Annotated in this window: 28 protein-coding genes; 21 read left to right on the top strand and 7 right to left on the bottom strand. The window is 55.3% G+C overall.

The annotated features are described in order from the left end of the window. The first annotated feature begins 39 nt into the window (after window positions 1-39). The 20 genes from hemE to GYN08_RS10390 all read left to right on the top strand — a co-directional run bounded on the left by hemE (window position 40) and on the right by GYN08_RS10390 (window position 17665). Complete coding sequence (gene hemE / locus GYN08_RS10480) at window positions 40-1110, top strand: uroporphyrinogen decarboxylase (protein ID WP_166274153.1); 1071 nt, start codon at window positions 40-42, stop codon at window positions 1108-1110. A gap of 46 nt (window positions 1111-1156) precedes the next feature. Continuing rightward, window positions 1157-2110 (top strand): ferrochelatase, encoded by a 954-nt coding sequence (gene hemH, locus GYN08_RS10475; RefSeq protein ID WP_166274152.1) that lies wholly within the window; start codon window positions 1157-1159, stop codon window positions 2108-2110. After that, window positions 2103-3533: a protoporphyrinogen oxidase gene (gene hemG, locus GYN08_RS10470; RefSeq protein WP_166274151.1), complete on the top strand. Its 1431-nt coding sequence runs from the start codon at window positions 2103-2105 to the stop codon at window positions 3531-3533. The genes hemH and hemG overlap by 8 nt, the downstream gene beginning before the upstream one ends. A gap of 250 nt (window positions 3534-3783) precedes the next feature. Further along, a complete protein-coding gene (locus GYN08_RS10465; protein WP_235946118.1) occupies window positions 3784-5373 on the top strand; it encodes a CapA family protein in 1590 nt (529 codons plus the stop codon). Window positions 5374-5412: 39 nt separating this feature from the next. Next, on the top strand, window positions 5413-6189 hold the full coding sequence (locus GYN08_RS10460; protein WP_206023687.1) for a glycerophosphodiester phosphodiesterase: 777 nt from the start codon (window positions 5413-5415) through the stop codon (window positions 6187-6189). A 60-nt stretch (window positions 6190-6249) separates the two neighbouring features. Continuing rightward, a complete protein-coding gene (locus tag GYN08_RS10455) occupies window positions 6250-6870 on the top strand; it encodes a fumarylacetoacetate hydrolase family protein (protein ID WP_166274150.1) in 621 nt (206 codons plus the stop codon). A 34-nt stretch (window positions 6871-6904) separates the two neighbouring features. Continuing rightward, window positions 6905-7726, top strand: coding sequence for a DUF92 domain-containing protein (locus GYN08_RS10450; protein WP_166274149.1), 822 nt, complete (start codon window positions 6905-6907; stop codon window positions 7724-7726). Next, entirely contained in the window at window positions 7723-8301 is a 579-nt protein-coding gene (locus GYN08_RS10445; protein ID WP_166274148.1) for a TetR/AcrR family transcriptional regulator, read from the top strand. The genes GYN08_RS10450 and GYN08_RS10445 overlap by 4 nt, the downstream gene beginning before the upstream one ends. A 141-nt stretch (window positions 8302-8442) precedes the next feature. Beyond that, complete coding sequence (locus tag GYN08_RS10440) at window positions 8443-10416, top strand: ABC-F family ATP-binding cassette domain-containing protein (RefSeq protein ID WP_166274147.1); 1974 nt, start codon at window positions 8443-8445, stop codon at window positions 10414-10416. A 171-nt stretch (window positions 10417-10587) separates the two neighbouring features. Then, a complete protein-coding gene (locus GYN08_RS10435) occupies window positions 10588-11211 on the top strand; it encodes a GyrI-like domain-containing protein (protein WP_166274146.1) in 624 nt (207 codons plus the stop codon). A 336-nt stretch (window positions 11212-11547) separates the two neighbouring features. Beyond that, window positions 11548-12345: a hypothetical protein gene (locus GYN08_RS10430; protein ID WP_166274145.1), complete on the top strand. Its 798-nt coding sequence runs from the start codon at window positions 11548-11550 to the stop codon at window positions 12343-12345. A gap of 154 nt (window positions 12346-12499) precedes the next feature. Beyond that, window positions 12500-13336, top strand: coding sequence for an HD domain-containing protein (locus GYN08_RS10425; RefSeq protein WP_166274144.1), 837 nt, complete (start codon window positions 12500-12502; stop codon window positions 13334-13336). A gap of 201 nt (window positions 13337-13537) precedes the next feature. Then, window positions 13538-13945, top strand: a complete 408-nt coding sequence (locus GYN08_RS10420; protein ID WP_166273845.1) for a DUF6210 family protein — start codon at window positions 13538-13540, stop codon at window positions 13943-13945. 240 nt (window positions 13946-14185) lie between these two features. Beyond that, window positions 14186-14359, top strand: a complete 174-nt coding sequence (locus GYN08_RS10415; protein WP_166274143.1) for a DUF2281 domain-containing protein — start codon at window positions 14186-14188, stop codon at window positions 14357-14359. Continuing rightward, window positions 14356-14511 carry a hypothetical protein gene (locus GYN08_RS23490; RefSeq protein WP_206023686.1) on the top strand — a complete coding sequence of 52 codons (156 nt, stop codon included), beginning with the start codon at window positions 14356-14358 and terminating at the stop codon, window positions 14509-14511. Before GYN08_RS10415 ends, GYN08_RS23490 begins: the two co-directional genes overlap by 4 nt. Window positions 14512-14528: 17 nt before the next feature. Next, window positions 14529-14732, top strand: a complete 204-nt coding sequence (locus GYN08_RS24120; RefSeq protein ID WP_408015059.1) for a type II toxin-antitoxin system death-on-curing family toxin — start codon at window positions 14529-14531, stop codon at window positions 14730-14732. Then, window positions 14708-15385, top strand: coding sequence for a hypothetical protein (locus GYN08_RS10405; protein ID WP_235946116.1), 678 nt, complete (start codon window positions 14708-14710; stop codon window positions 15383-15385). The genes GYN08_RS24120 and GYN08_RS10405 overlap by 25 nt, the downstream gene beginning before the upstream one ends. A gap of 104 nt (window positions 15386-15489) precedes the next feature. Further along, complete coding sequence (locus GYN08_RS10400; protein ID WP_166274142.1) at window positions 15490-16158, top strand: Type 1 glutamine amidotransferase-like domain-containing protein; 669 nt, start codon at window positions 15490-15492, stop codon at window positions 16156-16158. A gap of 117 nt (window positions 16159-16275) precedes the next feature. After that, a complete protein-coding gene (locus GYN08_RS10395) occupies window positions 16276-16797 on the top strand; it encodes a hypothetical protein (protein ID WP_166274141.1) in 522 nt (173 codons plus the stop codon). Window positions 16798-17011: 214 nt separating this feature from the next. Continuing rightward, entirely contained in the window at window positions 17012-17665 is a 654-nt protein-coding gene (locus GYN08_RS10390) for an SMI1/KNR4 family protein (protein WP_166274140.1), read from the top strand. A gap of 83 nt (window positions 17666-17748) precedes the next feature. Here GYN08_RS10390 and GYN08_RS10385 read toward each other — a convergent pair whose 3' ends face one another. From GYN08_RS10385 to GYN08_RS10360, 6 genes are all read right to left on the bottom strand, one after another. Beyond that, the gene (locus GYN08_RS10385; RefSeq protein ID WP_166274139.1) at window positions 17749-18606 is read right to left on the bottom strand and encodes a hypothetical protein; all 858 of its coding nucleotides are present in this window, start codon (window positions 18604-18606) and stop codon (window positions 17749-17751) included. Beyond that, window positions 18590-19630 carry a M42 family metallopeptidase gene (locus GYN08_RS10380; protein WP_166274138.1) on the bottom strand — a complete coding sequence of 347 codons (1041 nt, stop codon included), beginning with the start codon at window positions 19628-19630 and terminating at the stop codon, window positions 18590-18592. The genes GYN08_RS10385 and GYN08_RS10380 overlap by 17 nt, the downstream gene beginning before the upstream one ends. A 107-nt stretch (window positions 19631-19737) precedes the next feature. Continuing rightward, complete coding sequence (locus tag GYN08_RS10375) at window positions 19738-20133, bottom strand: LapA family protein (RefSeq protein ID WP_166274137.1); 396 nt, start codon at window positions 20131-20133, stop codon at window positions 19738-19740. Window positions 20134-20217: 84 nt separating this feature from the next. Beyond that, a complete protein-coding gene (pepF, locus tag GYN08_RS10370; RefSeq protein ID WP_166274136.1) occupies window positions 20218-22020 on the bottom strand; it encodes an oligoendopeptidase F in 1803 nt (600 codons plus the stop codon). Between the two features lie 64 nt (window positions 22021-22084). Then, a complete protein-coding gene (locus GYN08_RS10365) occupies window positions 22085-22267 on the bottom strand; it encodes a hypothetical protein (RefSeq protein WP_166274135.1) in 183 nt (60 codons plus the stop codon). Between the two features lie 6 nt (window positions 22268-22273). Beyond that, window positions 22274-22507, bottom strand: coding sequence for a hypothetical protein (locus tag GYN08_RS10360; protein ID WP_166274134.1), 234 nt, complete (start codon window positions 22505-22507; stop codon window positions 22274-22276). Between the two features lie 167 nt (window positions 22508-22674). Here GYN08_RS10360 and GYN08_RS10355 point away from each other — a divergent pair, with 167 nt between their 5' ends. Next, window positions 22675-22872 (top strand): cold shock domain-containing protein, encoded by a 198-nt coding sequence (locus tag GYN08_RS10355; RefSeq protein ID WP_166274133.1) that lies wholly within the window; start codon window positions 22675-22677, stop codon window positions 22870-22872. A gap of 171 nt (window positions 22873-23043) precedes the next feature. Here GYN08_RS10355 and GYN08_RS10350 read toward each other — a convergent pair whose 3' ends face one another. Further along, window positions 23044-24357: a multi antimicrobial extrusion protein MatE gene (locus GYN08_RS10350; RefSeq protein WP_166274132.1), complete on the bottom strand. Its 1314-nt coding sequence runs from the start codon at window positions 24355-24357 to the stop codon at window positions 23044-23046. Window positions 24358-24529 lie beyond the last annotated feature (172 nt).

Here is a 24529-nt window from a genome sequence, read left to right as displayed (position 1 = left end):
TTGTAAGAACCCAATCCGGTATTGGAGGACCCAACCGACATGACTTATAACGATCGTTTTATCCGGGCCTGTTACGGCCGGGAAGTGGATCGTCTGCCTGTATGGTATATGCGGCAGGCCGGCAGATACGATCCGGAATACCGCAAAATCAAAGAAAAATATTCGCTGCTCGAAATCTGCCGTCAGCCCGAGCTTGCGGCGGAAGTCACGTTGATGCCGGTGCGCAAGCTGGGCGTGGACGCGGCCATTTTGTATTCGGACATCATGAACCCGGTCGCTTCGCTCGGCATCGACTTCGACATCGTCAAAGACGTCGGGCCGGTGATCGACAATCCGATCCGAAGCATGGCCGACGTGCAGCGCCTGCGTCCGATCGACGTGGAGGGCGATCTCGGCCACGTGCTGGAAACGATCCGCATTCTGGACCGCGAGCTGAACGTGCCGCTGATCACGTTTGCCGGGGCTCCGTTTACGATCGCCAGCTACCTGATCGAAGGACGGCCGTCGAAAAACTACATCCGCACCAAGACGATGATGTACAGCGAGCCGGAGACCTGGTTCGCGCTGATGGACAAGCTGGGCGACATGGTGATCGCTTATCTGCGCGCGCACATTCTGAACGGCGGCAAAGCGTTCCAACTGTTCGACAGCTGGGTCGGGGCGCTGGCGCCGCAGGATTTCTCTTATTACGTGCTGCCGACCATCACGCGAATCTTCGACGAGCTCTCGGCGATGCCGGAGCTTGCAAACGTGCCGAAGATTTACTTCCCGGGCGTGAGCTCGGGCGAGCTGCTGCCGACGCTGCGGGGACTCCAAGCGAACGTGATCGGTCTCGATTGGCGCGTGTCGATCGCGGAAGGCCGCCGGCGGCTCGGACCGGACTTCGCCGTGCAGGGCAACCTCGATCCGTTCGTGCTGACGGCGCCGCAGAACCTGATTCACGAACGCGCGGCGGCGATTATCGACGAAGGCGTGCGGGAACCGGGCTTCATTTTCAATCTGGGCCACGGCTTGTTCCCGGAAGCGTCGCTGGAGAAGCTGCGCGAACTGACCGGCTATATCCACGAATACTCGGCGCAGGCGCTGTCGCGCGCGGCGGCGAAGAACTGAACCGGAATGTTTTCTCCCAATTACGAAAAGAGAGGGGATTATCAAGTTGAAGAAAAAAATCGGAGTACTCGTCATGTCGTACGGAACGCCGAAAAGCCTGGATGACGTCGAGGCGTATTACACGCATATCCGTAGAGGCAATCCGCCTGCTCCCGAGCAGCTCAAGGAATTGAAGGACCGCTACGAAGCGATCGTGGGCGGCGTGTTCCCGCTGCGCGAAAACACGGACCGTCAGGTCGAGGAGCTGCAGGCGGAACTGAACCGGCTGGAGCTGCCCGACGCGGAGTTCGTGTGCTATCAAGGGCTGAAGCATACCGAACCGTTCATCGAGGACGGGGTGCGGCATATGGCGGCGGACGGCATCGCGGAAGCGGTCGGCATCGTGCTGGCGCCGCATTACTCGACGATGAGCGTCGGCAGCTACATCAAGCGCGCCAAAGCGACGGCGGAAGAAGCGGGAGTCCGGATGAGCTTCATCGAGAGCTATCATCTGCATCCGAAGCTGATCGAAGCGTTCGCGCAGCGGGTATCCGCCAAGCTGGACGCCTTCGTCGAAACGGGCGCGAAGCGCGAAGACGTCAAGGTGCTGTTCAGCGCGCACAGCCTGCCGGAACGCATCTTGTCCATGGGCGACCCGTACCGCGATCAGCTGCTGGAAACGTCGGAAGCCGTCGCGGAAAAAGCGGGCGTAAGCAACTGGCAGTTCACCTGGCAGAGCGCGGGACGCACGGCGGAGCCGTGGCTCGGACCCGACGTGCTCGACACGATGAAGGAGCTGTCCGAACAGGACGTTCGCTATATGCTGGTGTCGCCGCTGGGCTTCGTGTCAGACCATCTGGAAGTGCTGTACGACCTCGATATCGAGGCGCAGCAGGTCGCCGAGGAACTGGACGTCCGCCTGATGCGGATCGACTCGCTCAACACGGATCGCCTCTACATGGAGACGCTGGCCGACTGCGTCTTGACCGAATGCCGCAAGGGGGCGCTGGTTCATGGCTGAACAGCGTAAAGTCGTCATTATCGGCGGGGGCCTCACCGGTCTCAGCGCCGCTTTCTATACCCGTAACTTCCTGCGGCAGTCCGGCTTCGAGCCGGTCGTGACGGTATTGGAAAAAGGGAATACCTGGGGCGGAAAGATCGAGACGCTGCACAAGGAAGGCTTCGTCATCGAAAAAGGTCCGGATTCGTTCCTGGCCCGCAAGACGGCGATGGTCGACCTCGCGAAGGAACTCGAGATCGATCACGATCTGGTGACGACCAATCCGGAAGCCAAAAAAACGTACCTGCTGCATAAAGGTAAACTGCACGAGATGCCTTCGGGCCTCGTGCTCGGCATTCCGACGCAAATCAAGCCTTTTCTCTCCAGCAAGCTCGTCTCGCCGGCGGGCAAGCTGCGCGCGCTGATGGATTACGTGCTGCCTCCGCGCCGGAGCGAAGAAGACGAGTCGCTGGGGAATTTCATCGAACGAAGACTCGGGCACGAGGTGCTGGAAAACGTAACGGAGCCGCTGCTGGCGGGCATCTACGCGGGAGACACCCGGCATCTCAGCCTCAAGTCGACCTTTCCGCAGTTCGGCGCGGTGGAGCGCGAATACGGCAGCCTGATCCGCGGCATGATGACGGGACGCAAGCCGACCGAGACGCATACCGGCACGAAAAAAAGCGCGTTCCTCACGTTCCGCCAGGGGCTGCAAAGTCTGGTGCATGCGCTCGTGAACGACCTGGCCGGTTCGGTCGATCTGCGCTCCGGCACCGGAGCGGCGTCGATTCGCAAACAGCCGGAAGGCGGCTATACGGTGGAACTGGAAGACGGGAGCATGCTGGCGGCCGATTCGATCGTGGTCACGACGCCGACGTTCTCGGCTTCGAAACTGCTGTCGCCGCACGTCGACACGGCGGCGCTCGACCGGATCGATTATGTGTCGGTCGCGAACGTCGTGCTGGCGTTCGACAAAAAAGACATCCGGACGACGTTCGACGGATCGGGATTCCTCGTGCCGCGCAAGGAAGGCCGGACCATTACGGCCTGCACCTGGACGTCGGCCAAGTGGCTGCATACGAGCGCGGACGACAAAGTGCTGATGCGCTGCTACGTCGGCCGGGCCGGCGAACAGGAAGCGCTGAAGCGGGACGATGCCGGATTGGTGGAGCTCGTTCGCAAAGACATCCTCGATCTGATGGGCATCGCCGCGCAGCCGCTGTTCACGGAAGTGACCCGGCTCAATCGTTCGATGCCGCAGTATCCGGTCGGACATCTGCAGCAGATCGCCGAACTTCGCGGACAGATGGCGAAAGAGCTGCCGGGCGTCTATATCGCCGGAGCCGGCTACGACGGCGTCGGACTGCCCGACTGCATCCGTCAGGCGAAGGAGATTTCGGCGGAACTGGCCTCCGCGCCGGCCGCGGCCGTATCCGCGGTCTAATCTGCCGAAGCGGCCAAGAAAACGTCAAGAAGACGCCCGCCCCGTAGATCGGGACGGAAGGTTATAGGAAGGCCGCCCCGTTATCGGCAGATAACCGGGCGGCCTTTTTGCCGCGGGCCCCGCCGGGCCAAGCGATTTTGCGACCGCGCCTTCTCCTTCTGCCGGATAACCTGCTATAATGGAGAATAGTTTTCGAAGCCGGGTCCGCGTGCAGTCGGCGGACTCAACGAACCAAAGGAGATTCCAACATTTGAACCCTTCATCCCGTTCCAGAAGCACTCGAGTCGAGAAATCCCGGAAGCGCAAGCGCCGGGTGCTGTTGATCGTCAATCTGACGATGTTGATTCTTGTCGCGGCGGGCGGCGCGCTGATCTACGCGCGGGAACATACCGCCCGCGAAGCTTCCACCGCGGCCGCCCTGCGCGCCGCCGCTGAGCAGACGGAGGCCGCGATCGCCTACGCGGCAGGCTCGGACGCGTTCGAGCCTGCCGTGTCCGAGCCTGCCGCTCCGCAAGAGCCGGCCGCGGCCGGGGAAGAGCCCGCCGCCCCCGCCGCCCCCGATGCGGCCGGCGGGGAAACGCCGTCCGGCGATGCTTCGCAGCCGGACGAAGACCTTCCGGCCGACGATGCGGCCGGGGACGCGCCGCAGGCCGGCGCGGAGGCGGATTCCGCCCGGCCGAATCCGCCTCTGACCGCCGGAGCCGCCGTGGGCGCGGCCCCTCCGGCGGCCGGCGCTGCCGCCGCGAAGCCGCCCGCGAACCCGGGCGGCGGGCAGCCGGAGAGCGAAGCCTCCGGCCAAGCGGAGGCTTCCGCCTCCGAAGAGCCGGCCGGAACCCGGTCTCCGGCCCCCGAAGCGGCGGAGCCGCCGAAGAAGGCCGCTTCCTCCGGAGCCGGCGGCCCGGTCGTGAACCTGACCTTTGCCGGCGACGTCATCTTTTCCGGCAAAGTCCAATCGGTTCTGGAGCAGCAGGGGTACGATTATCCGTACACTTATGTACGGAACCGGTTTAAAAGCGACGATCTGACGGTTATTAACCTTGAAACGCCGGTTACGTCGGGAAATACGACCGGCGCGGACAAGACGTTCGTATTCAAATCGCCTCCCGAGGCGCTCGCGCCGCTGAAGGATGCGGGCGTCGACGTGGTCAATCTGGCGAACAATCATACGCTCGACCAGGGCATTCCCGGACTGCTCGACACGATCGCCAATCTGGACAAGAACGGCATCGCGCATGTGGGCGCGGGCAAGAACGCTTCCGCCGCTTACGCGCCGGTCTATGTCGAACGCAAAGGCGTCAAGATCGCGATCGTCGGCGTCAGCCGCGTGCTGCCGGAGACGAGCTGGGCTGCCGGGCCGAATCATCCGGGCGCGGCCAGCGCCTACGATCCGGAAGCGGCCGCGCGCGCCGTTGAAGAAGCGAAGCGGAACGCCGACGTCGTCGTGGCCGTCGTCCACTGGGGCAAAGAACGGGTCGATATGCCGGACGGCAATCAGACGACGCTGGCCCGCCGGATGATCGACGCGGGAGCGGACCTGATTATCGGCGGGCACGCGCATGTGCTGCAGGGCTTCGAGCAGTATAAGGGAAAATGGATCGCTTACGGAACGGGCAACTTTATCTTCACCCGTTCCGCGACGGCGAAAACCTGGGAGACCGGCGTCTTCCAGGCCGAATGCCGCAAAGACGGTACCTGCTCGCTGAAGCTCGTGCCTTACTGGGCGGAACTGGCCCGTCCCGTGCCGATGGACCAGGCCGACGCGCAGCGGCTGCTGCGGCGCATCGAGAAGCTGTCTCCCGGCGTCAAGATCGATGCGGACGGCCGCGTGCGCGCCAATTGAAGCCGGGTCGATCCCCATTACTCCGCAGGAGATGAAATTATGCTGAACAATCGCTGCGTGGCGCACCGGGGATTTTCGGGCGCCGCGCCCGAGAATACGCTGGCCGCGATCCGGTTGGCGGCGAAAATCCCGGAAGTCGAGTGGATCGAGATCGACGTCCAGCTGTCGAGCGACGGAGTGCCCGTCGTCATTCACGACTTCAAGCTCGGACGCACCACCGACGGAAGCGGCGAGGTTCGAGAGCGCACGCTGGAACAATTGAAGCGGCTGGATGCCGGCCGCTGGAAATCGCGCCTTTTTGCCGGGGAACGGATTCCGACCTTGGACGAAGTGCTGGACGAAGCGCAAGGCCGGCTGAAGATCAATATCGAACTGAAAACCAACGCCGAGCGTTATGCCGGATTGGCTGCGCAAGCGGTGAAAGCGGTCGCGTGCCGCGGGATGGAACGGGACGTCGTCTTTACCTCGTTCGAGCCGCAGGCGCTGCAGGAAGCGAGAGAAGCGGCGCCCGACATTCGGCGGGGATTGATTATCGACGCCCGACCCGCGGATCTGGAGCGGCGGCTCGAGGACTGCGGCTGCACGCTGCTGTCGATCGGGCACGGCCGGGTAGATACGCATTTTGTCCGCTCGACGATCGGGCGCGGCATCGATATCATGGTCTGGACGGTAGACAATTTGCGCCGCATGCGCGAGCTGGCCTCCATGCATCCGGACCTGATGATCTGCACCAATCGCCCGGACCGCTGGTTGCTGGCGAAGAAGCTTCCGGCCGTCGGAGAGCGCGCCGTCTGGCGCCGCTGGATGGGATTTTGAATAAGGATGAACGCCGCGCTTTCCGCGGTGTATACTAACGATAAAGGCGGGATGTTTTCGATGATGGCCGTAACGAACGTGTACTGCGTAGGACGCAATTACAAAAAGCATGCCGAAGAGCTGGGCAACGACGTCCCGACGGAGCCGATGATTTTCCTCAAGCCTTCCCACGCGGTCTGCGCGATGGACGACGGAACGGTCGAACTGCCGCAGGACCGGGGAGAGATTCACTACGAAGCGGAGCTTGTGCTGCGCATCGGCCGGGCTTACGAGCCGGGCATCCGGGTCGAAGATCTCGCCGCTTCGGTGTCGCTGGGCATCGACTTCACGCTGCGCGACGTGCAGTCGAAGATCAAGGCGAAAGGTCATCCGTGGACGGCGGCCAAAGGCTTCCGCAATTCCGCCCCGCTGACCGCAGAGTTTGAGTTCCCGGGGCTTGAAGCACTGGGCGAAGCCTGGTTCTCGCTGCGCAAGAACGAGGAGACGGTGCAGCGCGGCAATATCAAGAACATGATCTTCGATCTGCAGACGCTCGTCGATTACATCGGAACGCATTACGGTCTCGGCGAAGGAGACCTTATCTATACCGGCACGCCGGAAGGCGTCGGACCGACGCGGGCCGGAGACGTGCTGGAACTGTACTGGAACGAAGAAAAGCGGGGCGGCTGCACCGTCGGATAGACGGGCGCCGCATCCCTGGGAGGCGTATCATCAAGTGGATTGGATCATCGGAGCGGTAGGAGCCTGCCTGGTAGCCGGCGCGGCCTACGCCAAAAAATCGCTCTCGGCGTCCGGCGCGATCGCGGCCGTCCTGATGGGCACGATTTATTACGGAGCCGGGAACTTGTTCTGGTTCGGGCTGCTGCTGCTCTTTTTCGTCACGTCGAGCGTGCTGTCCAAGGTCAAGCAGGCGGAAAAGCGCCAGGCGGAGCAGATGTACGAAAAGTCGGGCCGCCGCGACGCCGCGCAGGTCATGGCCAACGGCGGCATCGGCATGATCCTGTGCCTGGGCAATTATATTTGGCCGTCGCCGATCTGGTTCGGCGCGTTCGTCGGCGTCATGGCGACCGTAACGGCCGATACCTGGGCGACGGAATGGGGCAGCCTCAGCAAAAAGCCGCCGCGGTCCGTCGTCAGCTGGAAGCCGCTGCCTGCGGGGACGTCCGGAGGCGTGTCGCTTCGCGGCAGCGCGGCTGCGGTCGTCGGCGCGGGCATGATCGGCACCGCTGCCGCCGTACTGCTGGCCTGGACGAAGAGCGGACCGGATTGGCCGCTGTGGGCTTGGATTCCGGCGGGCGCGCTGGGCGGTACGGTCGGCGCGTTCGTCGATTCTTTTTTGGGAGCGACGGTGCAGGTGATGTACCGCTGCCCCGTCTGCGGCAAGAGCGTGGAGAGCCGGACGCACTGCGGCTCGCCGACGGTCCGTTATCGCGGATGGGCATTCATGAATAACGATGCGGTCAACCTGCTGTCTTCGGCGGCGGGCGGAGCGCTGGCGCTTGCGGTTATGATTCTGGCGGGGAGGTGGTTCGGGTGAGCGAAGCGCAGCGCGAAAAGCATGAAGCGATTCTGGACTCGGCCTTCGAAATTTTCGGGAAAAAGGGTTTTTACGATACGAAAATTTCGGATATCACCGAACATGCCGGAATTGCCAAAGGCACGATGTATTTGTATTTCAAGAGCAAAGAAGAGCTTTTCTCTGCCGTGACGAGACGGGACTGGGAAGGTTTTCTGCGCGAGCTGAATTATCAGATCAAGCACGCGGACGGCCTGCCGGGCAAGCTGCAAAAAATCGCGGAGCATCATTTGGTCTACTATTACGAGCGCAAGGCGCATACCAAGCTGTTTTTCCACGCGCCCAACAACGATCCCGAACTGATGCGGATGATGCACGGTTTCCTCAGCCGCTACATGGCCGCGGTTCAGGGCGTGCTGGAAGAAGCGGGCATGCCCGATCCGGACTTTTACGCAAAAGCGTATATCGGCATGCTCGACCGTCTGAAAATGGACATTTTGTTCGAAGGCACGTTCACGCGCGAGGAGCTGGAGAAGAGGGTACGGCAGACCGTGTGCCTTTTCCTTCAGGGCAGCGAGCGGGAATTGAACGATTGAGCGCGGCCCGGAACGCCGAATTCCGGCAGCCGGCTCCGAACGTCCGGACTTCCGCGGGCTGCGGAGGACCGGACTTTTTAATGGGCGCCGGGTGCGGACATCGCACCATACGGCGGGACCGACGAAAGGGGAATGACGGCAATGAACATCATGACCGTTGAACATTTATCGAAAAGCTACGGGGAAAAAGTGCTGTTCGACGACGCGTCGTTCGGCATGGAAGACCAGGATAAGATCGGCGTGGTCGGCGTCAACGGCACCGGCAAATCGACGTTTCTCAAAGTGATCGCGGGACTGGAACAGCCGGATTCCGGACAGGTCGTCAAAGGCGGCAGCATTCGCGTCCGCTATTTGGCGCAGAATCCCGACTTCGATCCGGAGCTGACCGTGCTGCAGCAGATGCTGCACGGCGAAGGCGAAGAGATGGCCGCGGTCCGCGATTATGCGGAGACGGCCGCCAAGCTCGAAGCGCGGCCGGATTCGGAAGAACTTCAGCAGCGTCTGCTGAAGGCGGGACAGGAGCTCGACCGTCTGAACGCTTGGAGCATCGAAAGCGAAGCGAAAAGCGTCCTCTCCAAGCTGGGACTCGACATTTTCGACGCGAAAATGGGCAGCCTGTCCGGCGGACAGCGCAAACGGGTGGCGCTCGCGGCCGCGCTCGTGCAGCCGTCCGAACTGCTGATCCTGGACGAGCCTACCAACCATATCGATTCGGAATCGGTAGCCTGGCTGGAAACGTATCTCAAAAAACGCCGAGGCGCGCTGCTGATGGTGACCCACGATCGCTATTTCCTCGACCGGGTGGCGGATGTCATGCTTGAGCTGGATTTCGGCAAACTGCATCGCTACACGGCCAACTATTCGCGTTTTCTCGAACTCAAGGCGGAGCGGGAGGAACGAGAAGCGGCTTCCGAGGATAAGCGGCAGAATCTGCTGCGCAAAGAACTGGCCTGGATCCGCCGCGGCGCCAAAGCCCGTTCCACCAAGCAGAAAGCGCGGATCGAGCGGTTCGAGCAGCTTCAAGACGACAAGCCGCAGCAGAAATCGGGCGATCTGGAGATGGCGACGCTGTCTTCCCGTCTGGGCAAAAAAATCATGGAGCTCGAGCATGTGCGCAAGTCCATGGCGGGCCGCCTGCTGATCGACGGCCTGAACTACATGGCCGTGCCGGGCGACCGGATCGGCATCGTCGGCCCTAACGGCCGGGGCAAATCGACGCTGCTCAATCTGATCGCGGGCGATCTCGAGCCGGACGGCGGCAGCATCGACAAGGGATCAACCGTGCGCGTCGGCTACTTCCGCCAGGAACCTGCGGAGATGGACCCGAATATGCGCGCGATCGACTATATCAAAGAAGCGGCCGAGACGGTCAAGACGGAAGAAGGCACCGTCACGGCGTCGCAGATGCTGGAACGCTTCCTGTTTACCCCGACCGCCCAGTGGACGCCGATCGGCAAGCTGTCCGGCGGCGAACGCCGCAGACTGTACCTGCTGCGCATCCTGATCGCCGCGCCGAACGTGCTGCTGCTGGACGAACCGACCAACGATCTGGACATCCAGACACTGACCGTGCTCGAGGACTATCTGGACGACTTCCCGGGCGTCATGATTACCGTTTCCCACGATCGCTACTTCCTCGACCGCGTATGCGACAAGCTGTTCGCGTTCGAAGGCGGAGGCAAAGTGGCGATTCATGCGGGCAATTACAGCGAGTATATGGAACGGACGGGCGGCGGTTCGCTGAAAGACGGCTTTTTCGAAGGCAGCAAGGCAGCGGCATCCGGCAGTAACGGCTCATCCTCGTCTGCGGCGGCTAAGCCGACCGCCGGGGCTTCGTCGAACGGCGCGTCTTCCGCTCCGGCTCCGGCGGCGAAAAAGGTCAAGTTCACTTACAACGAGCAGCGAGAGTACGAGACGATCGACGCGACGATCGAAGCGGCCGAGCAGCGGATCGCCGACATCGCCGTGCAGATGGAGCGTTCCGCCAGCGACTCGGCCAAGCTGCAGGAACTGATGGAACAGCAGGCCGCGGCGGAAGGGAAGTTGGAAGAACTGATGGAGCGCTGGACGTACCTGAACGAACTGGCGGAGCAGATCGAGCAGGGGAAAGGCTGAATTCGGGCCAGAAACGGATTCGGCATAATGCAGCGGAAATGAAGGAATCGAAGCAGGCTTTTGGATGGGTATCCGTCTAAAAGCCTTTTTATTATACGTATACATACTGCTGTCCGGAATGTGGCGCTACAATCAAGACATCCCTCATTCGATCGATAAGGAGAGAACCTTATGAACCGAAAAGTAGCGTACAAAAAGGATTACAAGACGCTGTATATGCCCGGCGTATCGCCGGAAATCGTGGACGTTCCGAGCATTCCTTTCATCATGGTCGACGGCTCCGGAGATCCGAACGGCGAACAATACGCTTTGGCCGTGGAGGCCCTGTACAGCCTGAGTTACGCCGTCAAAATGTCTTATAAAAGCGACAGCGTGCCGGAAGGATACTACGAGTATACGGTCTTTCCTCTTGAAGGCATATGGGACCTGGTCGACCACGCCAGACCGGCGACGGATAAAAGCAACTTGAAGTATACCATGATGATCCGCCAGCCCGATTTTTTGACCGAATCCTTGTACGAGCACTTCCTGGAACAGACGATGAAGAAGAAGACGAATCCGTTCCTGGAAAAAGTCCGCTTTCAGCCGCTGACGGACGGACGATGCTGCCAGATGATGCACCAAGGAAGCTTCGAAGACGAGCCGGCAAGCTTTGCCCGAATGGAAGCGTTCTGCATGGAACAAGGCTATACCCGCGCAAGCAAAACTCACCGCGAAATCTATTTGTCCGATCCCCGCAGGACCGAACCGGCTAAGATGAAGACCGTGCTGCGTTTCTCGGTTGAGGCGAAGTAACGGGACAAGGCGGGTTTGCGGAACTGAATGCTCGGGTAACGGACGAACAGAAGCGAAAAGGTTAGGCTGAAAAAGACGCCATACAGGTTAAAGAGCAGGGCTTTCGGAAAGCGACCATCCGAAGGTCCTTTTGCTGTGAGAGTTTATATTCAAATCCCTTGATTGGTGCTAAACTGGAAAACAAAGCAATCAAGCCATGGGGAAGGGAGAGGGCGTGCTTCAGGAATAAGGCAGGTGCTGTCGGATTGGCGAAGTTCGGGAATACTGCGGAAGGAAGCGGGTTAGCGAAGTTCGGGAATAAGACGTTAGTTGAAATTACTTTAAAGGAGAAGAACGATGAAATCTGAAGAAATTATTGAAAAGATTAAAGCGGAAGTTAATAAAACAGGATTTCCACTTGAATTAAGGGTTTCAAAGCTGCTAAAAAGCAGAGGATATTTTGTGAATCATAGCGCATATTATATTGATGAGGATGAAGGGAAGTCGAGAGAGATTGACATACTCTCACATTCAAATAGAAAATTTAAAGACGAAGAAAGTAATCAAGATGTATATGTTAGGAATATATTAGCAATAGAGTGTAAAAAAAGCGATAACAAACCCTGGGTATTTCTATCATCAGAGATTGACGAGTATGACGACCCAGAGTTGGAAGAATTATTTGTGTGGAACTTTGGTGATCTTAAGCCTTTTTCGTTGATATCAACGATTAATATTAAAGAAGCTCATCCATTTAAACATTATAAATACAGAGCTCGAAGCTTTTTTGAAGCCTTTAAAGGATCGGAAACAGGCGAAACAATATTTAAAGCTCTAACAGCATCAGTAAAAGCTAGCTTGTTTGACGGTAAAGAAAAAATGAAGGACGACATATGTATTTATTATCCAATGGTTATATTTGATGGTCGTATGTTTCAAGCTATACTTGATGAATCTAATGAGATTAATGTAAGTGAAGTCAACTCCGTTTTATTTACTTTTAAATACAAATCATTAAATCATGCCAAAACCCTTATAATACCTATTTTGAGAGAAGACTATGTTGAAGAGTTTTTAGAACAACTAGAGGGTAGTTTAGATGTTGCTGTTGAACAGGCAGAGATGCTTAGAAATAGATTTAAAAATCTTGGATAAGAGCAGTAACATCAACTAACAATATATTCACGCTGCGGACATTCGTCCTTGGTCTGGCATTCGCCAGACACCCGACATGCGTCGGGTCGTGAATACAGGAACGTTATACAACAGAATCGAAGCCATATAAATTGATTTTTAAGGAGAGAGTACCATGTATTCATCTAGACTGATTCGAGAAAAATCAAAAAGAAAATTGAATGAAATTTTAGAAGAATCCAACTCAAATATTTCTGAAAAGCTTAATACGATATTTAATATCATTAATGATAACTATGAAAATATTCTAAATATTGAGATAGATATTTTGGAAAGTAAAGGTAAGCAGATTTATAAAGACATTAAAAAGTTATCAAAACAAATAAATAATGCAAAGAAAAAAGAGATACATGATTTGAAAAAATGTCTAGATCAAACTATTAAAGATGCAGAGCGATTGAAAGATAAAACTAACGAGTCAGATGCAAAAAAAAGATTCCAAAAGAAAAGCAAGAAAATTTCTGATCATTCACAATGTGTATGTTATATAGCTAAAGAAATTAATGACAGAATGAAGGGAGGGGTGCAAAATAATTTAATAGAATATGCAACAATCATGCACGATTCAATTAAACTTAGCGATCCATCATATAAGCATGCATCAAAAGGAAGTGAGTTTTTAAAGGGGTTATTTAAGTTGAAATTTTTTGAAGATGAATTAACGGAACATGAAGTGAATATTATTTCTAAGGCTATCGAATTGCATAATAAAAGCGAAAAGATATACAAAGGAACGGAATACTCTGACGAAGAACTACTAGCATGTATTGTACATGATGCTGATAAGATATCGAAGATATTTAAAGCGAGTTTCTGGAAAAGAAAAGGTAAATATCTCAAGGTCAAAGAATACGAACGAAACATAACAAAAATAAGAAAAAAATTAATGCTTTTAGATTCTGAAGAAATTTTCATAGATTATTTAGAGGATATAAGCTCTAGAAGTTTCTAAACTAATCTACAAATTAAGTGGAGGTGAAAAACGTGTGAGTTAACCAAGGTAGTGATTCCGTCCTATAACATAACATTCACGCTGCGGACATTCGTCCTGGGCCCGGCATTCGCCGGACACCCGGCATACGCCGAGTCGTGAATACAGGAACGTTATCGGAAATCAGCGCATTTAAAAGACTGAAAAGACGAGGACAATAAAATGAACAATAATCGAAAAGTCTGCTTATATGATTTGGAGCAATTAGCTTTAATTATAAAAACTAAATCAGGAGTGATTTACTTTAATCAAGCAGGTGGTCATTCGTGTATGCAGCCATCTGTAGAAGGCATTTTTACATTTATTGAAGACGATACTAAGGATGCTTTGAATTTTTTAATGAAATACACTTTAAATAAAACGAATTTGACTAATGAAGATGCCGATTGTATCGATGTATATTTTCAAGGAAATAGAAATACGAATTTTTTGTCTATTGATAGACATAGGCTCAGTGAGTCAATGGAAGCATGGCTAAATGTTAATATTTGTTATCAAGAAAACAGTAGAATATCGTTTGAGGGATTTACTGAGAATGAAGGTGTATTAACTTGGAGTAATAGCGATTAGAACATAATAACATTGATATAAATAAAAATAATTTAGTGGATTCACCGGACACATCCCACCGCCTAACTGCCGCAAGCGGCAGCCGGTTCCTGGCGGAACCTTAAGGCGCTGGGACGTCGTAAATGCGGGAACGTTAGACGTAATACCGGAAAAACATATTTAAAAACTAGACCAGACAAAGAGTTAATTGATTTAACGTTTTGCGTTATACTGTGAAGTAAGAATAGGAGGCGATTCATCATGAGCCTGGAACAGAAATTGATTAATGACTTTTTATCTTTACCCCAAGAAAAACAAATGGAAGTCATTGATTTTGTGGAGTTTCTAAAGACGAAAAATAAATCTCAAACAGAATCTATGATGGACGACATCATTAACGAGAATTTAGAAGCGCTTAAAGAACTCGCCAAATGAAATCGATTACGATTGATCAATTGCTAATCTATCATCAAAAGATCATGAAGGTAACGGGTGGATCGGATGGAGTCAGAGATCAAGGATTGCTAGAAAGTGCGTTGGGTAAAGCTGAACAGACCTTTGATGGTGAAGAATTGTCCCAGGGCTAACAAGGAAAGTTTCTGTCGTGGCTTTCTCCTTAATCAAAAAACATGGATTCGTGGATGGAAATAAACGTATTGGAGTAGCCGTTATGCTGCTTTTGCTTCGATTAAATGGGTATTCTATTCGATATAGTCAAGATGAACTCGTTCAATTAGGGTTGGGAACAGCAGAAGGCAAATTAAATGAAAAAGATATTGAGGAATGGATGATAAGGCATCGAGAATGAAGCTCGGTGTCTTATTCTATATCTTCTTGAATATTCAAAGAAGACCGGTACTACGTATAACCTCCTATTCACGCTGCGGGCATATGCTCTGGAGCCGGCGGTCGCGGGACACCCGGCATGCGCCGATTCGTGAATACGGGAAAGTTATGCGAAACCCTTGTAAGAATAAAACCTATTTAAAGCCCAGTAATGGATGTGAAGAAGTGGATTTTAAACTTGTAACGTGTACACATATAGGCGCATATGGACAGGCCCTTACGAAAGGGAAAGTTTATCAGGCGGTGGCTGAAGAAGCGGAGCGACTTAGAATCATCGGAGACCATCAAAAGAGAGTATGGATAGAAAAATATTACTTTGCCGAGGGCGAAGTCGAGGTTCCCGTTTTAAGCGGCTGGAAGTTCGATGATCCGTTAGAGGACTTTGATTTGATTGAAGTAACGGTAACCTTTAACAACGGAATGAAGCGATGGTGTCTGATCACAACACCGGAAAGATTGGTCAAACACTTTGAACAACTTCATTTAGAACCGCCAGGATTTAATATTCGGCACTTGATTATTGTAAGGACGATGAATGATGAAGATATCGAGCAAACTCTGAAATATTTGGATGAACAAGGCGAGATCGAGAAAGCAACCCTGTTTTTAGAATAGCAGCGGGCAGGTCAACGTCGAAGCGTATTTCTTATACTTGAATTCCATGTTGTGGTAACATTGAATGGAATTCATGAAGAGTGTACATATGGAGGTATTTAAGTTTGAGTACTTGCTACTATCTCAGTTGGTTTAATGATTTGTTGCCGGAGAAGCTGGCCCGCTGTCTGCACGAGGATATACAAGACAGAAAATCGCTTGTTATGATTAGCGGCGAGCCGTCTGTCTCTACAGATGAACCGACTCGCATTGACGATGTTACTGAATGTGCATGGCTAAAACAAGCGGGTCTTATTTTTGATGAATATCATTTCATTGATTGCCGCATGCCTAAGGAAGAGGCCCGACGCTTCGTTCGCGACGCTTCTGTCGTTTTTTTATGCGGCGGCGATCCTGTTTCGCAAAACGAGTTTTTGACGGATTATGAATTATCGGATGTGATCAAGAGCAGCGGTGCCGTTATCATGGGTGCCAGCGCCGGCTCGTTAAACATGGCTGCCAAATGGTCGAGCTCGATCGAGAACGGCCGTGAAGTTGCGGCAGGTACGGTTTATGAGGGACTCGGCTTTCATCATTTCGCCTATGAATCTCATGCTAAACGCGACTACGCATCGTTTGTCCAGGGCTATCTGTTCCCTTTGTCTGAAGAAATTGAGGTTTATGCTGCAGAACAGGAAAGCGCTATACGTGTAAAAGACGGCAAAATAGACGTAATAGGTCCTACATATTTAATTTCCCGCGCAAAGATTCAAAAATTGATTGAGACGCTCTAACTAGGGGGATCGGCTGTGACCTGGCAGAATTTATAGAAGATGAACCCTTCACGCACTTCCACTTGAAGGATCAGACCCTCGGGTGGTTGCGAGAATTTTCAAAGGCGGGCAGATCACTTGAAATATTTCAAACCGGAGTACTGGACCGATATGCAGTCACTGGAACCTACGGAGGAAAGCGATCGATTATGGGAGACGGGCATAGCGGAATACCTCGCGCAGCTCGAAGGGCTTCAAACGAAGTTAAGTGCAAGAAATTATGCATTTTTCAGGCACGATAGTTTGCATGACGGCTATGTAACTGACCTTATCGTCACGAATCAAAATGCAGCCAGAATGAAAGCCGAAGGCCGATACGGCGGCGTAAGAATACAGCAAAATCCGATCACGGTTACCGTTGAAGTGTTGTCTCGCGAATTTGTTTATACGCTGAAATTCTCGAAGGTTTCCAGGTTTTCGGTAGATTCGCCCGCAGAGGAGCTGCTGCCCGGATCGAGCGGTTTTGGAGATTGGGGATATGCGGAACTGACAGAAGTCCAGGATGCCCTATTACGTTATGAGGTGCTGTTCAGTTCGGGTGCCACGATGCTTATCGAATTCGCGGGGTTTAGTTATGGCAGAAAAAAGTTCGCGAAGTAAGAGACTTCAAGCATAAGGAATGATTAATGATGCAAGATCTCGAAAAAGCAATCCGCTTAAGAGAGTCGGGCCGCTTGCAAGAAGCAAGAGAGCTGCTGCTCGAATTGGTGCGTAAGTACCCGATGAATCCCTCTGTTCGGTACTAATGTGCATGGGTGCATGACGCGATGGGCCTGGACTTGAGAAAAGGTTGCGCCAAAAGGAGAGAATCGGCATGCCGTTTTCATTCGAAGTCATCCGCGAGCGAATCGACCGGATCGCCGATTCGGTCATCGCTGGAGGCGGGGTAGTTCAAGCAATGCGTATGGGAGCTCCGGCAGCGGAAGAACAGGTTGCAGAAGCGGAACGTCGACTGGGCGCGGAACTGCCGGCCGGCTTCAGGCAGGTACTGCTCCGCTGCTCGGGCGAGTTCGATTTTCGCTGGTTCCTGGACGAAGACGCCGAGCTTCCTTCTCCTTACGGGGATATATTCAGAGGGGAACTGGGGTGGAGCCTAGCCCGGCTGCCGGAAATCGACGAAGGGAGACGGAACTGGGTCAAAGAAGTATTCTCGAACCCCGATAACGAGTACGACAAAGTCTGGCAGAACAAGCTGGCTTTTATGGAAGTCGGGAACGGCGACTATCTGGCTCTCGATCTGGGCGAGGACGACGGTCCTGTCGTGTATCTCAGCCATGCCGACGGGAAAGGTCACGGCTTCGTGCTGGGACGGAACTTTATCGACTTCTTGGAACGCGGATCGAGGATCGGGTTTGTCGGACCGGAAGATTTTCAATGGGTGATTTTCGCCGATTCCGGACACGGCGGATTGAACGCGGAAGGTCATGAAGCGGCCGGATTCCGCAAGCTGATGGGATTCGAGCCGTGAAGCCGGCGAAGCGAAAAGAGCCTTCACATCCGCTGGATGCGGAGTGAAGGCTCTTTTTCGTTTATCGAGACCGCGGAGTAGGATCATTCGGATGGAGACACCGCGATCATCTGCACGACCATCCGCTCGTCGCCCGGCAGCACGATCTCTTCGGCGTTCATCTGCGACGAGCCGTCGCCGTCGAGGAAGACGCCTTCGCGTCCCGTTCCCGGAACGGCGTCCAGCAGCGCCTCGCGGAACTCGGCCGCCGTGCTCATCGTCGGGGTGACGATCAGCCAGAGCTGTCCGGCGTCGTTGTACACGAGCGCGGAGCGCATGCGGCGCTCGTCGGCGAAGGGGAGATGTTCGTCGGTAATCCGCTTCTTCCATTTCGTTTCGTCCGACAGGCTCAGGCTCACGCCGCCCTGGGCGAAGTAGCGGCTTCTGTCGCTCACCCGCAGCTCGTCCGCCGAAGAGACGACCTGTACCGAAAAGGTTCGCTTCGCGCCGTCCCAGACCAGCGTGCCGCGGGCGTATTTGGCGTTGAACCAGCCGGAGCCGTAATCGCCGCGTTGTCCGGCGACCGGCCGATCGTTCTGGACGGCGATCGACAGCAGCGAATCCTCGTAGAAAAATCCGCCGTTTATGCCGTAAGCCGGGACCTGCCGCAGCGGCAGGCGGTCCGCCCGCAGTACGATGTCGTCCGGCGAGACGGCCATCATATGCAGTTCGGCGTGGCTCGGCCGGATATGCTCCATATACGTATAATGCTTCGGCAGACCGTCGAATACTTCGCGGGGCTGGGGAGGAGAGAGCAGGCGCCAGGCGGCCAGCGCACAGAACGCGACCAGCAGCGCGATCGAGCCGGCAGTCAGACGCCGGCGCAGCCTGAGGCGCCGGGAATCCGGAGCGGTCCGTTCGGAAAGATTCGGATCGCCCGTTTCGTTATTCTCCTTGGACATAGGCGCACAGCAGGCGGGCCGTGCCGATCACGGCGCGGGTGTGCGTCCGCTCCATGGAATGCGACGCATGTACGCCCGGACCGATCAGGGCGGCGCGGATATTGCTGCCGCCGCGCAGGGAGGCCGAAGCGTCCGAGCCGTAGAACGGATAGATGTCGACGGCATATTCGATCCCCTGCGCCCGGCACAGCTCGATCAGTTTGCCGGTCATGTGATAGTCGTACGGACCGGACGAGTCTTTGGCGCAGATCGAGACGTCGGTTTCTTTGCAGCTCAGGTCTTCGCCCATGCAGCCCATGTCGACCGCGATCAGTTCGGCGATGTCGGACGGGATGTACGAGGCGCCGTGGCCGACTTCCTCGTAGTTGGAGATCAGAATTTTGACGTTCCGTTTCGGCTTCCAGTCTTCGCGCTTGATCGATTCCAGCAGGCCGAACAGGGCGGCGACGCTCGCTTTGTCGTCGAGATGGCGGGATTTGATATAGCCGCTCTCCGTCACGACGGCGCGCGCGTCGAACGAGATATAGTCGCCGGTCAGGATGCCGAGGGCTTCCACGTCTTCGCGGGAAGAGACCAATTCGTCGATGCGCACTTCCATATGTTCTTCCGAACGCTTGAAATCGCGGGCGTCCGCATATACATGCACGGAAGGATGCTGGGTGAGAATGGTACCTGTATAGGTGCGGCCGCCGCGGGTATGGATGATGCAGTATTCGTTCTCGATGCTGGACATGGCGAAGCCGCCGAGCGACGTGATCTTCAGCGTGCCGTGCGGCGTGATCGAACGAACCATGGCGCCGAGCGTATCCACGTGGCCGCTGAGACCGACCGTGTACGAATCGTCTTCGCCTTCGACGTGGATGATGGCTCCGCCTTTTTCGTTGAACGTTACCGGAAAGCCGAGCGACTCCGCTTCTTCGCGGATCATGTCGATAATATGGTGCGTATAGCCGGTCGGGCTCGGCGTGTCGAGCAGTTTTTTGAGCAGGGAAACGACATAGTTCTCATCGATATGTACGGTCATGCGGCATTCCTCCAATAATTGAATAATCGGCGTTCAAGAAGAAAACCGCTCCCTTAAAAAGCAGGGCAGCGGTTTCCTGTCGAACGCTTTTTCGATCGGGTTCCGTGTTATTTGTCCGAGCGGAATCCGCGCGAATCCCGCGTACGGTCCAGGTCGTCCGAGATCGGCTCGAGCGGCGCCGCATCGGCGGACACGGTCGGCTCGTCGTAAGCCGGCGGCGCGACCGTCGAAGCGACCGACGATGCCGCGGACTGGGTACGCAGCTGCTCGTTTTCCTGGCGCAGACGCTTCAGCTCGCGCTGCGTCCGGAACAAGCGGTAGATGCCGAACATGCCGACGATCAGGCCGCCGACCAGCGCGCTGCCCAGAATAAGCAGCACCAGCGGGACGTCGGCATAGCCGAACAGGAAGTTTACCTCGACCGGATTGACGTTGATGACCGCGAAGATGGCAATCACAAGCGCGAAGACCAGCATCAGGATCAAAGACCATTGAACTTTCATATGCGAATACTCCTTTCCCTGAAAAGCTCTACGTGCATCATTAGCCGATCGATCGGGCTTTGACGCAGCGCTTTCCGAGGGCGTTTACTTCGTAAGCTGTTCCATCTGCTCGATCAGCGCTTCGAACACGCTCATCGCTTCGCGTACCGGTTCCGGGGACGACATGTCCACGCCGGCTTTTTTCAGGATATTGATCGAATAGTCGCTGCCGCCGCTTTTCAGGAAGCTCAGGTAGCGTTCGACGGCCGGCGCGCCTTCTTCGAGAATCTGCTTGGAGAAGCTCGTCGCGGCGGAGAAGCCGGTCGCGTACTTGTACACGTAGAAGCTGTTGTAGAAGTGCGGGATGCGCGCCCATTCCATCTCGATATCCTGATCGACGACCATATCCGGCCCGTGGTACTGCACGTTCAGGTCGTAATAGATGCTCGACAGATCCTGCGGCGTGAGCGATTCTCCGGCTTCCGTGCGCGCGTGAACGATCTTCTCGAACTCGGCGAACATCGTCTGGCGGAACACGGTCGTCCGGAACTGATCGGCGTAGTAGGTCAGCAGGTACATTTTTTCTTTCGGATCGGTCGCTTTTTTGAGCAGGTAATCCATCAGCAGCGCTTCGTTCGTCGTCGAGGCCACTTCGGCCAGGAAGATCGTGTACTGCGCGTCGCGGTATTTCTGGTTGTTGTCCGAATAGTACGAGTGCAGCGCATGGCCCATCTCGTGCGCCAGCGTGAACATGCTGTTCAGGTTGTCCTTATGGTTGAGCAGCACGTAAGGGTGCACGCCGTAAGCGCCGGAAGAATAAGCGCCCGTCCGTTTCCCTTCGTTCTCGTACACGTCGATCCAGCCGTCCTTGAAGCTGTCGTCCAGTACCTTCAAATAATCTTCGCCGAGCGGCTGCAGCCCTTCGGCCACGATCTTCTTCGCCTCGTCGTAGGTGATATCCATCTTGAACTCTTCCACGAGAGGGGCGAACAGGTCGTACATGTGCAGCTCGTCCACGCCCATCAGCTTTTTGCGCAGCCGCATGTAGCGGTGCAGAACCGGCAGGCTTTCGTGGATGGCGTCCAGGAGATTGTCGTACACCGATACCGGGATATTGTCGCCGTACAGCTTCATTTCCAGCACCGACGGATATTTGCGGGCGCGGGCGTAGAAAATGTTTTTGTTCACGTTGGCCGTCAGCGACGCGCCGATCGTGTTTTTGAGCTTGGCGTATGTAGCGTAAACGGCCTGGAACGCCCGGCGGCGCACGTCGACGTTCGGGTTTTCGAGGAACTGGATATAGCTGCCGTGCGTCAATTCCACTTCGTTGCCGTTCTCGTCCTCGATGTTCGGGAACTTAAGATCGGCGTTATTGAGCATGCCGAAAATGTTCTGAGGCGCCTGCGACAGATTGCCGACCTGCGCGAGCAGCGCTTCTTCGGCCTGGGACAGCACATGCGCTTTTTCCCGTTTCATCTCCTGGAGAGTAAACCGGTAGTCTTTGAGCGACTCGGCTTCGATCAGCTTGTCGAGCTCGGCATCGTCGAGCGACAGAATCTCCGGCGTGATGAAGGACATCGCTTCGCCGGCGTCGACCAGAAGCTTGCGGCCTTTTTGCGTCAGCGCCTGATAGGTCGGGTTAGCGGTATCCTGGTCGTGATACAGGTGGGTGTAGACATACAGCTGTTCGAGCTTGAGCGATACTTCGTCCTCGAACTTGAAGCAGGCGCCGATCGTCTGCTCGTCGCTCAGTTTGCCGCGGAATTCTTCGAACTTTTTCAGCTGTCCCTTGACTTCGTCGTAGACGGCGTCCCAGGAAGCTTGATCCGCGAACAGGTCGCTCAGCTTCCATTGATGCTCCGAAGCCACTTCGCTTCGTTTGGGCAGGGTATTGGGCGTTGTACTCATTCTCAGGACCTCCTCAAAGTTGTTCGGCTAAGCCGGTTCCGATGATCGCCGAAGAAGGTCCGGCTCAGGAGCCCATGGTGAAAAGCGTATACACCGTCAGGATAAAGGCGAGCAGCAGCATGACGGCGGCGGCGGTCGCGAGACCGCGCTTCAGTTTCTGCGGAATGCTGTCCTTGTAAAAAACGATGACGCCGCCGAGCAGCAGCGTCAGAACGATCAGGGCGGCAATGTTGGTGGTGTTGTCCATGGGCGCTTATACGCTCTTGAGCGCATCCATGATGCTCTGCCACTCTTCGTCGGTGCCGTCGAATTTCTCTTTGGCGAAGCGGTTCTTCGCCCATTCCATCATTTCCGGACGGCTGATGAAATGATGCGTTTCCTCGCCCCATTGATCGGAAATTTCGCGCAGCACGAGCTGGCGTCCCTGAACTTCGACCGTCATCATGTTCCAATTATCCCTTTTGTAGATCTGGTGCTTTTTCATCATGTCAACCATTCCTCGTTTCACATCGTTTCTTGCTAAAATCATAACCCACGCGCGCTTGCAAAAGCAATGCCGGCGGACGTTTGAAGTTTTCATTTGCCAAAGGTTTTTTGTTGCAGTATAATAACGATATTCACCATAGATGGTGATATTTTTAGGAGGTTGTTCACTTGAAAGGTACAGTTAAATGGTTTAACGCAGAAAAAGGTTACGGTTTTCTTCAAGTAGAAGGCGGAGAAGACGTATTCGTTCACTTCTCGGCTATCCAAGGTGAAGGTTTCAAGACTCTTGACGAAGGTCAAGAAGTTGAATTCGAAATCACTGACGGAAACCGCGGACCGCAAGCAGCTAACGTAATCAAACTGTAAGAATTTACTTCTTACCTTATTTGATGACATAGCAAACCCCAGGCACAGCTCCTACCCGGAACTGTGCCTTTTTGCATGCTTTTTTTGCCGCATTCCGGAGAAAACCGCCGCCTCGGAGACCGAACCGCAGGGCGGCCGGACGACAAAGCGGCGGTATCGGGACAGGGGGCATCAAGAGGAGGATCGGTCCAGCTTCGGCTCGCGGCCCATGCGGCGCACGACGAGGAAGATGATGACCGCTTCGGCGAGCAGACCCAGCGACTGCGCGAGCGCGCCGACCATGCCGTTCCAATGGGGGACGAGCGCGACGAGCAGAAACAGCACGGCGATCGTGCAGCCCGCGTTGGCGATCTGGGAGCGGAACATGACCTTCGTCTGTCCGCCCAGCAGGATCAGGCCGTTGCCGTAATCGAGCCACGGCATCACTAGCGGGTAGAGGATAAATGCGCGCAGCGTATACAGGCTTTCTTGCAGCAGTTCGCCCTCGACGTTCATCAATTGGCCGAATACCCAGTAGCCGAGCGGCGTATAGGCGATGGCGGCGACGAGGGCGGCGGGAATGAATCCGATCGCCAGCGCGAACCGGCGCACCAGCAGCGGATCGATCCGGTAGTAATTGAGCACGATCTGATGGATGTACATGAAAAAGCTCAGCATGAGCTGCATCAGGCTGGCCGCGACGGCGAACGCCGAAATGGCCAGCGCCACTCCGTCCGTCTTGCCGAGCATGATGTTGAGAGCGGGGCCGATGAACATGGCGACGAGCGCCGAATACAGCAGCGGCTTGTAGAAGCGGAACACGTCGCCGCGCGTCTCGACCGGATGCCCTTCTTTTTTGGACGGCATGCGGCGGGCGATATTGCGGCCCTCGAAGAAGCTGACGGCAGCCTCGATCATCATGCCGGCCAGGAAGATGACCGCGCCGACGATGCCGCTATGGACGCCGTATACATGGACGAAGTACAGCGACAGGCCGTACATCCCCGCCAGCCGGATGACCATGCCGATCGTCAGCCATTTGGTCCGGTTATGGGTAATGATGATCCCTTGATAAATATTGCGGATGACGGAAAAGACGCTGACGAACATCAGGACGCCGTAAACGGCGAGCACGCTCGGCAGCAGCTGACGGTCCACGCCGAACACGAAGCCGAAAATGCCGCGGCCGATCGGGGTGTACACGATCAGGCCGCCGATCAGCATGACGCACGCGAGAAAGACGTAAGTGACGAACGTCAGCGCCTTGAAAGAAAGCTTGTCCCGCACGAGCGCGGAGCAGGTCTGCCGCAAGAGCGTGGACGGACGCTCCGTAATCGCCAGCAGGCTGCTGGCCAGCGCATAGCTCGCGATGACCGTTTCCGGCGAAGCCGAGGAGGCCAGCGTGCGGTTGATGATGACATGGGACAGCGTGACGAGCGAAGCGGACAGGCCCAGCGGAACGAAGAAGGCGAGCAGCCGCTTCCAGGAAAGCGGAACGTCGGACATGAGAAACTCCTTTCGCAAACCCTTGAAGTAATCTTCAGTATACCATTTTTGGAAACGGTTGCAGACGGCGAAAGGAATCTTTCTTCTCTTTGAACGTTTCTTCCGACGCGAATGCGGCAAAACGGCAGAAGAATTTGAAGACGACGCGATTTTTGCAGAAAAAAGGCTGAAA

Origin of the sequence: Saccharibacillus alkalitolerans (genome assembly GCF_011090185.1) — a bacterium.
Taxonomy (GTDB): domain Bacteria; phylum Bacillota; class Bacilli; order Paenibacillales; family Paenibacillaceae; genus Saccharibacillus; species Saccharibacillus alkalitolerans.
The sequence above is the reverse complement of the archived record's forward strand: the minus strand, read 5'-3'. Positions and strand labels throughout refer to the sequence as shown.

Coding starts and splice junctions, on each gene's coding strand:
- GYN08_RS10415 (WP_166274143.1), top strand. CDS start 14,186: ATGAGCCTGGAACAGAAATTGATTAATGACTTTTTATCTTTACCCCAA.
- GYN08_RS10460 (WP_206023687.1), top strand. CDS start 5,413: ATGCTGAACAATCGCTGCGTGGCGCACCGGGGATTTTCGGGCGCCGCG.
- GYN08_RS10385 (WP_166274139.1), bottom strand. CDS start 18,606: ATGTCCAAGGAGAATAACGAAACGGGCGATCCGAATCTTTCCGAACGG.
- GYN08_RS10425 (WP_166274144.1), top strand. CDS start 12,500: ATGTATTCATCTAGACTGATTCGAGAAAAATCAAAAAGAAAATTGAAT.
- GYN08_RS10405 (WP_235946116.1), top strand. CDS start 14,708: ATGGATGATAAGGCATCGAGAATGAAGCTCGGTGTCTTATTCTATATC.
- GYN08_RS10365 (WP_166274135.1), bottom strand. CDS start 22,267: ATGGACAACACCACCAACATTGCCGCCCTGATCGTTCTGACGCTGCTG.
- GYN08_RS10375 (WP_166274137.1), bottom strand. CDS start 20,133: ATGAAAGTTCAATGGTCTTTGATCCTGATGCTGGTCTTCGCGCTTGTG.
- GYN08_RS23490 (WP_206023686.1), top strand. CDS start 14,356: ATGAAATCGATTACGATTGATCAATTGCTAATCTATCATCAAAAGATC.
- hemE (WP_166274153.1), top strand. CDS start 40: ATGACTTATAACGATCGTTTTATCCGGGCCTGTTACGGCCGGGAAGTG.
- GYN08_RS10380 (WP_166274138.1), bottom strand. CDS start 19,630: ATGACCGTACATATCGATGAGAACTATGTCGTTTCCCTGCTCAAAAAA.
- GYN08_RS10390 (WP_166274140.1), top strand. CDS start 17,012: ATGCCGTTTTCATTCGAAGTCATCCGCGAGCGAATCGACCGGATCGCC.
- pepF (WP_166274136.1), bottom strand. CDS start 22,020: ATGAGTACAACGCCCAATACCCTGCCCAAACGAAGCGAAGTGGCTTCG.
- GYN08_RS10440 (WP_166274147.1), top strand. CDS start 8,443: ATGAACATCATGACCGTTGAACATTTATCGAAAAGCTACGGGGAAAAA.
- GYN08_RS10350 (WP_166274132.1), bottom strand. CDS start 24,357: ATGTCCGACGTTCCGCTTTCCTGGAAGCGGCTGCTCGCCTTCTTCGTT.
- GYN08_RS10420 (WP_166273845.1), top strand. CDS start 13,538: ATGAACAATAATCGAAAAGTCTGCTTATATGATTTGGAGCAATTAGCT.
- GYN08_RS10455 (WP_166274150.1), top strand. CDS start 6,250: ATGATGGCCGTAACGAACGTGTACTGCGTAGGACGCAATTACAAAAAG.
- GYN08_RS10360 (WP_166274134.1), bottom strand. CDS start 22,507: ATGATGAAAAAGCACCAGATCTACAAAAGGGATAATTGGAACATGATG.
- GYN08_RS10435 (WP_166274146.1), top strand. CDS start 10,588: ATGAACCGAAAAGTAGCGTACAAAAAGGATTACAAGACGCTGTATATG.
- hemG (WP_166274151.1), top strand. CDS start 2,103: ATGGCTGAACAGCGTAAAGTCGTCATTATCGGCGGGGGCCTCACCGGT.
- GYN08_RS10430 (WP_166274145.1), top strand. CDS start 11,548: ATGAAATCTGAAGAAATTATTGAAAAGATTAAAGCGGAAGTTAATAAA.